Source organism: Photorhabdus bodei (assembly GCF_003287735.1).
Lineage (GTDB): Bacteria > Pseudomonadota > Gammaproteobacteria > Enterobacterales > Enterobacteriaceae > Photorhabdus > Photorhabdus kayaii.
Window position 1 is genome coordinate 1 of sequence record NZ_NSCM01000091.1, and the last position, 4,026, is coordinate 4,026.

At 40.4% G+C, this 4,026-nt stretch carries 6 protein-coding genes and 2 pseudogenes; 3 read left to right on the forward strand and 5 right to left on the reverse strand.

The features are described from left to right. Both CKY02_RS26010 and CKY02_RS22385 read left to right on the forward strand, forming a co-directional pair. A pseudogene (locus CKY02_RS26010) lies at nucleotides 1–122 on the forward strand (IS1595 family transposase); the annotation flags it as partial. A gap of 17 nt (nucleotides 123–139) precedes the next feature. Next, nucleotides 140–1,603 (forward strand): Tn3 family transposase, encoded by a 1,464-nt coding sequence (locus CKY02_RS22385; RefSeq protein ID WP_167405360.1) that lies wholly within the window; start codon nucleotides 140–142, stop codon nucleotides 1,601–1,603. A 33-nt stretch (nucleotides 1,604–1,636) separates the two neighbouring features. Here CKY02_RS22385 and CKY02_RS22390 read toward each other — a convergent pair whose 3' ends face one another. Then, the gene (locus tag CKY02_RS22390) at nucleotides 1,637–2,665 is read right to left on the reverse strand and encodes an IS481 family transposase (protein ID WP_112896945.1); all 1,029 of its coding nucleotides are present in this window, start codon (nucleotides 2,663–2,665) and stop codon (nucleotides 1,637–1,639) included. 112 nt (nucleotides 2,666–2,777) lie between these two features. Between CKY02_RS22390 and CKY02_RS26830 the strand changes: the two genes are divergently transcribed. Then, a complete protein-coding gene (locus tag CKY02_RS26830; protein ID WP_420899243.1) occupies nucleotides 2,778–3,071 on the forward strand; it encodes a Tn3 family transposase in 294 nt (97 codons plus the stop codon). A gap of 1 nt (nucleotide 3,072) precedes the next feature. Here the strand turns inward: CKY02_RS26830 and CKY02_RS22400 are convergent, their stop codons facing one another. The 4 genes and pseudogenes from CKY02_RS22400 to CKY02_RS22415 form a co-directional block, all read right to left on the reverse strand. Further along, nucleotides 3,073–3,279, reverse strand: a complete 207-nt coding sequence (locus CKY02_RS22400) for a hypothetical protein (protein ID WP_112896947.1) — start codon at nucleotides 3,277–3,279, stop codon at nucleotides 3,073–3,075. Between the two features lie 3 nt (nucleotides 3,280–3,282). Further along, nucleotides 3,283–3,528, reverse strand: coding sequence for a hypothetical protein (locus CKY02_RS22405; RefSeq protein ID WP_112896948.1), 246 nt, complete (start codon nucleotides 3,526–3,528; stop codon nucleotides 3,283–3,285). 68 nt (nucleotides 3,529–3,596) lie between these two features. Then, nucleotides 3,597–3,851: a CPCC family cysteine-rich protein gene (locus CKY02_RS22410; RefSeq protein ID WP_338047392.1), complete on the reverse strand. Its 255-nt coding sequence runs from the start codon at nucleotides 3,849–3,851 to the stop codon at nucleotides 3,597–3,599. A gap of 79 nt (nucleotides 3,852–3,930) precedes the next feature. Next, nucleotides 3,931–4,026, reverse strand: a pseudogene (locus tag CKY02_RS22415) (IS5/IS1182 family transposase); the annotation flags it as partial.

The window sequence follows — 4,026 nt, forward strand, 5'->3', positions numbered from 1 at the left end:
TCTGTTTCAGGTTCAATTGGCGCTTTAACCTTAAAAAAACATTCGAACAGCTTATTTATTCATGTATCCGGGCAGCACCTATACCTGAGTATTTACTCAAGCTAGCTGAGATTCGATGGTAATCAGGAAACGTTTTATTATGACGAAATCCCCCATTGACCGTAAAAGAATAGTCGATGTAGATCGCTATGAATTTATGGTTTATTGGCAGCTCCAAAAGGGGATAAGTGATATCTCGGTGCACATCAAGGACAGTTATTCCCATCGAGCACTTGAAGATGAATTAATTGATATAGAATATTGGGAAACACATAAAAATCAGCTTATTAAAGAGCTTAATATGCCAATTTTTTCGCGTAACATTGTCGAGATTCTGACATCGTTAGAAGACAGCATAGAAACAAAATACCAAGAAGTAAATCGTCGAATTATGTCTGGGGAAAATACCTGCATCAAACTAAAACATAACGCTCGTCGCCATACGGTGTCTTGGACTCTCCCGTATACGCCGTTAGATGATGGTACAGATAATCCTTTTTTTAAAAAATTACCTACCCTCAACATCAGTGACATAGCCGAATTTGTTCATGACACGACTGGGTATGGTAAAGCCTTTACACATTTACAACCGAACTATGCAAAAGAAGCGCCTGAAATGGAGCTAATTAATGCTTGTGTAATAGCAAATGCAACAGGCACTGAGATGAAAAAAATGATGGATATCAGTGATGTTGATGGTCAATCATTAAAAAATACCCAGCAAAATTTCATTCGTCCACAAACACTCAGCGAAGCCAGTGATATTATCATTAATCATACGGAAAAATTGCCTATATTTGAAGAGTATAACCTCGCGGATTACGGTGTTCATGCGAGTGTAGATGGGCAAAAATTTACGACACGTTTTAATACGATAAAATCAAGGTATGCAAAAAAATATTTTGGTTTAAAGAAAGGTATTGTGGTGATGACATTGAATGCGAATATGTTGCCCATTTGCTTAAAGGTGATCGGCGCAAATGAGCACGAAAGTCATTATTTATTGGATTTAGTCGAAAGTAATCGCTCAGAAGTGAACATTACGGCTGTTTCGGGTGATATGCACAGCATCAATAGGGTGAATTTTGCCTTAATGTATATGTTTGGGTACCGATTCATGCCTCGATTTACACAATTAGCCAATACCACATCTCAACAATTAGTGTGTTTTGGCTCTTTATCGGATTATGATGAATACATTATCCGCCCCAGCAAAAAAGCACAGAAACACCAAATAATCAGTGAATGGGATAAAGTCTTACGCATATTGGTTTCTTTGGCCTTAAAAAAGACCACGCAAGCTACAATTGTTCGTAAATTGTCCACTACAAAATCGTCAAACGCAACATTAAAAGCGTTAATCGCATTCGATGAAATCATCATGACGGATTATTTATTGGGCTATATCGACGATCAAGATCAACGTATTGCCGTCCAACGAAGTTTAAACCGAGGCGAGTCCTACCATCAGTTGACTGCCAGTATTGCCAAAGTGAATGGAGGAAAGCAGCTGAGTGGAAAAAAAGAACGTAACTTAATTTGTACTAGTCGCGACTTGATCTGACAGTTACCCACTTTGTTATCGGCGACTGTCAGATTATATTTGGGTCAGATTTTTTTCTGCCCAAATAGATTTCCCATCCTGAAGGGTTTCTATTGGTGTCCGGCCGCAACACATTTTTCCTTGATGAGTGCGGTGATTGTTGTAATTGTCCAGATCTTTTTGTAACTCATCCAATGAGCCATACAATTTCTTTCTGAACGTCACTTGGTAAAATTCATTCAGGATGGTTTTGTGAAACCGTTCACAGATGCCATTGGTTTGCGGTGACATCGCCTTTGTCTTGGTATGGTCGATATCATTGACAGCCAGATACAGTTGGTAATCATGGTGCTCAACACGCCCGCAATATTCGGTGCCTCTGTCTGTCAGAATACGTAACATCGGCAATCTATGAGCGCTGAAGAACGGCAGCACACGGTCATTCAGTAAATCCGCCGCCGTAATGGGCGTTTTACTCGTATAGAGTTTCGCGAAAGCCACTTTACTGTAAGTATCGACGAAAGTTTGTTGGTACAAGCGTCCCACGCCTTTAAGATTACCGACATAAAAGGTATCTTGCGACCCTAAATAGCCAGGATGAGCGGTTTCAATTTCGCCACAAGCTTCGTCATCATGCTGCTTACGTTCAAGGGCGGCAACCTGCTCGTCAGTCAGGATAATGCCTTCGTCAGCCACTTTCTTTTCAAGGGCTGCCAGACGCTTTTTGAAGTTCTCAAGATGATGTCTGAGCCAGATAGAACGGACACCACTGGCAGACACAAAGATGCCTGCTTTTCTGAGTTCATTACTTGTTCTGGCTTGCCCATAGGCCGGGAATTCGATGGCCGAGTTGATAACGGCGTGTTCAGTCTCCGCATCCACACGGTTCTTCAAATTAGGGGTTTTTCTGCTTTGGTTGATTAACGCATCAATCCCGCCTGTTTCAACGAGTTCCTGATAACGATAAAACGTATCTCTGGATACACCCATCACTTTACAGGCTCTTGAGACATTACTGAGTTCTTCAGCGAGATTAAGCAGACCCGCCTTGTGTTTGATGATTGGATTGCTAGTATAAAGCATGAGAGTTACCTCTTAGTCTTTGATTATGGATTCATCACCTTTAATCAAAGTCGGTAACTCTCTTCTTTTCAAACCGAAGTGTCAGATCTAGTCTGAACTAATACACTTAATTATCAACGCTGAGTGTATTCGATTAATCGCCAACATGATTATTTATCACAATGCGACAATTTTATCCGCCCTTTACGAATATTATACGGAAAAAAGTCTCGAAATTATTCATTGGTCACCCGTCGCATGGCGGTTTGTAAACTTACTCGGAAATTATGAATTTTATCGAAAGGATAAAATCATTAATATTCAAAATGTTATAGATAAACTTATTACTGATTTTGAAATCGATTTTTTGGGGAAAGTCTTGAGTGACAAGGGATTGCAGAGAGGTATCAGACAAACCGTTCTTTAAGTCAAAACACCCCAATAACTCCCATGAAAGACCCTATAACTACAAAGGCCCAAAAAACCATTTCGTATTTAGATTTGTCCTCATATAACTCAAAAACTTGAGCGAGCCATTGTGCTATAAAGCCTCCAGTTGTCCCTACTCCAATACCTATAAGAAATACAGGAACCACAAATATCAAAATGAAGTTAGTTACATTTTTTCGCATCATTTCTTACCGCCGTTTACTTCGGCAGAACTCGATTAAGGACATAGTTGAACCTATTACTCCAATCACGGCACCTATCGCCAAAAAACCCAAAAACACCATTTCGTTTTGCTGGTTCGTTTGATGCAACCCTAAAATCAATGCCAATTTTTGACCGCCATAGCCCACAACCCACCCTATCGACACAGAGCCAAATAAGAACGGGAAGTAAATAGTTCCCAAAAACCACATCCAATTTTTATAGTTTTTCATCAACATCCCCTTCCAAACCACTTGGCCGCTGGTATCGGTTGGAGCAACGCCAGCACTTTAGGCAAACACTAAGGGATTTCATTATCCAAAGGCTCTCTAGTGAATTTCACAAGCTCATTTTTTATGGCACCAATTTCCCTATAGTTTTTCTTAGCCTGACTAAGGCTGATACCATTTGCACCACCCTCATAATTTGGGTCTACCTCTTGAGCAAGATCATCCTCCCAGTAGCACACAGGGCATATTTCGTAGTTACCGCGAGAACTATCATCGAAAGTGCGAAACCCACAGCACGGACATAAATCACTCATGTTTATCCTCATTATTGTCTATTCCAGTATTCAATTCCGTCTTTAGGCCTAAACATCGTTCTAGGGACTGTTGACGTTTCGTGTACATAACTTATACAGCCCACATGGGTAACCACATCATCATAAAAGCCATGGCAACCATACTGGCATAATTTCGCTCAAGTTTGTCGTATCTTGTTGCTATTGC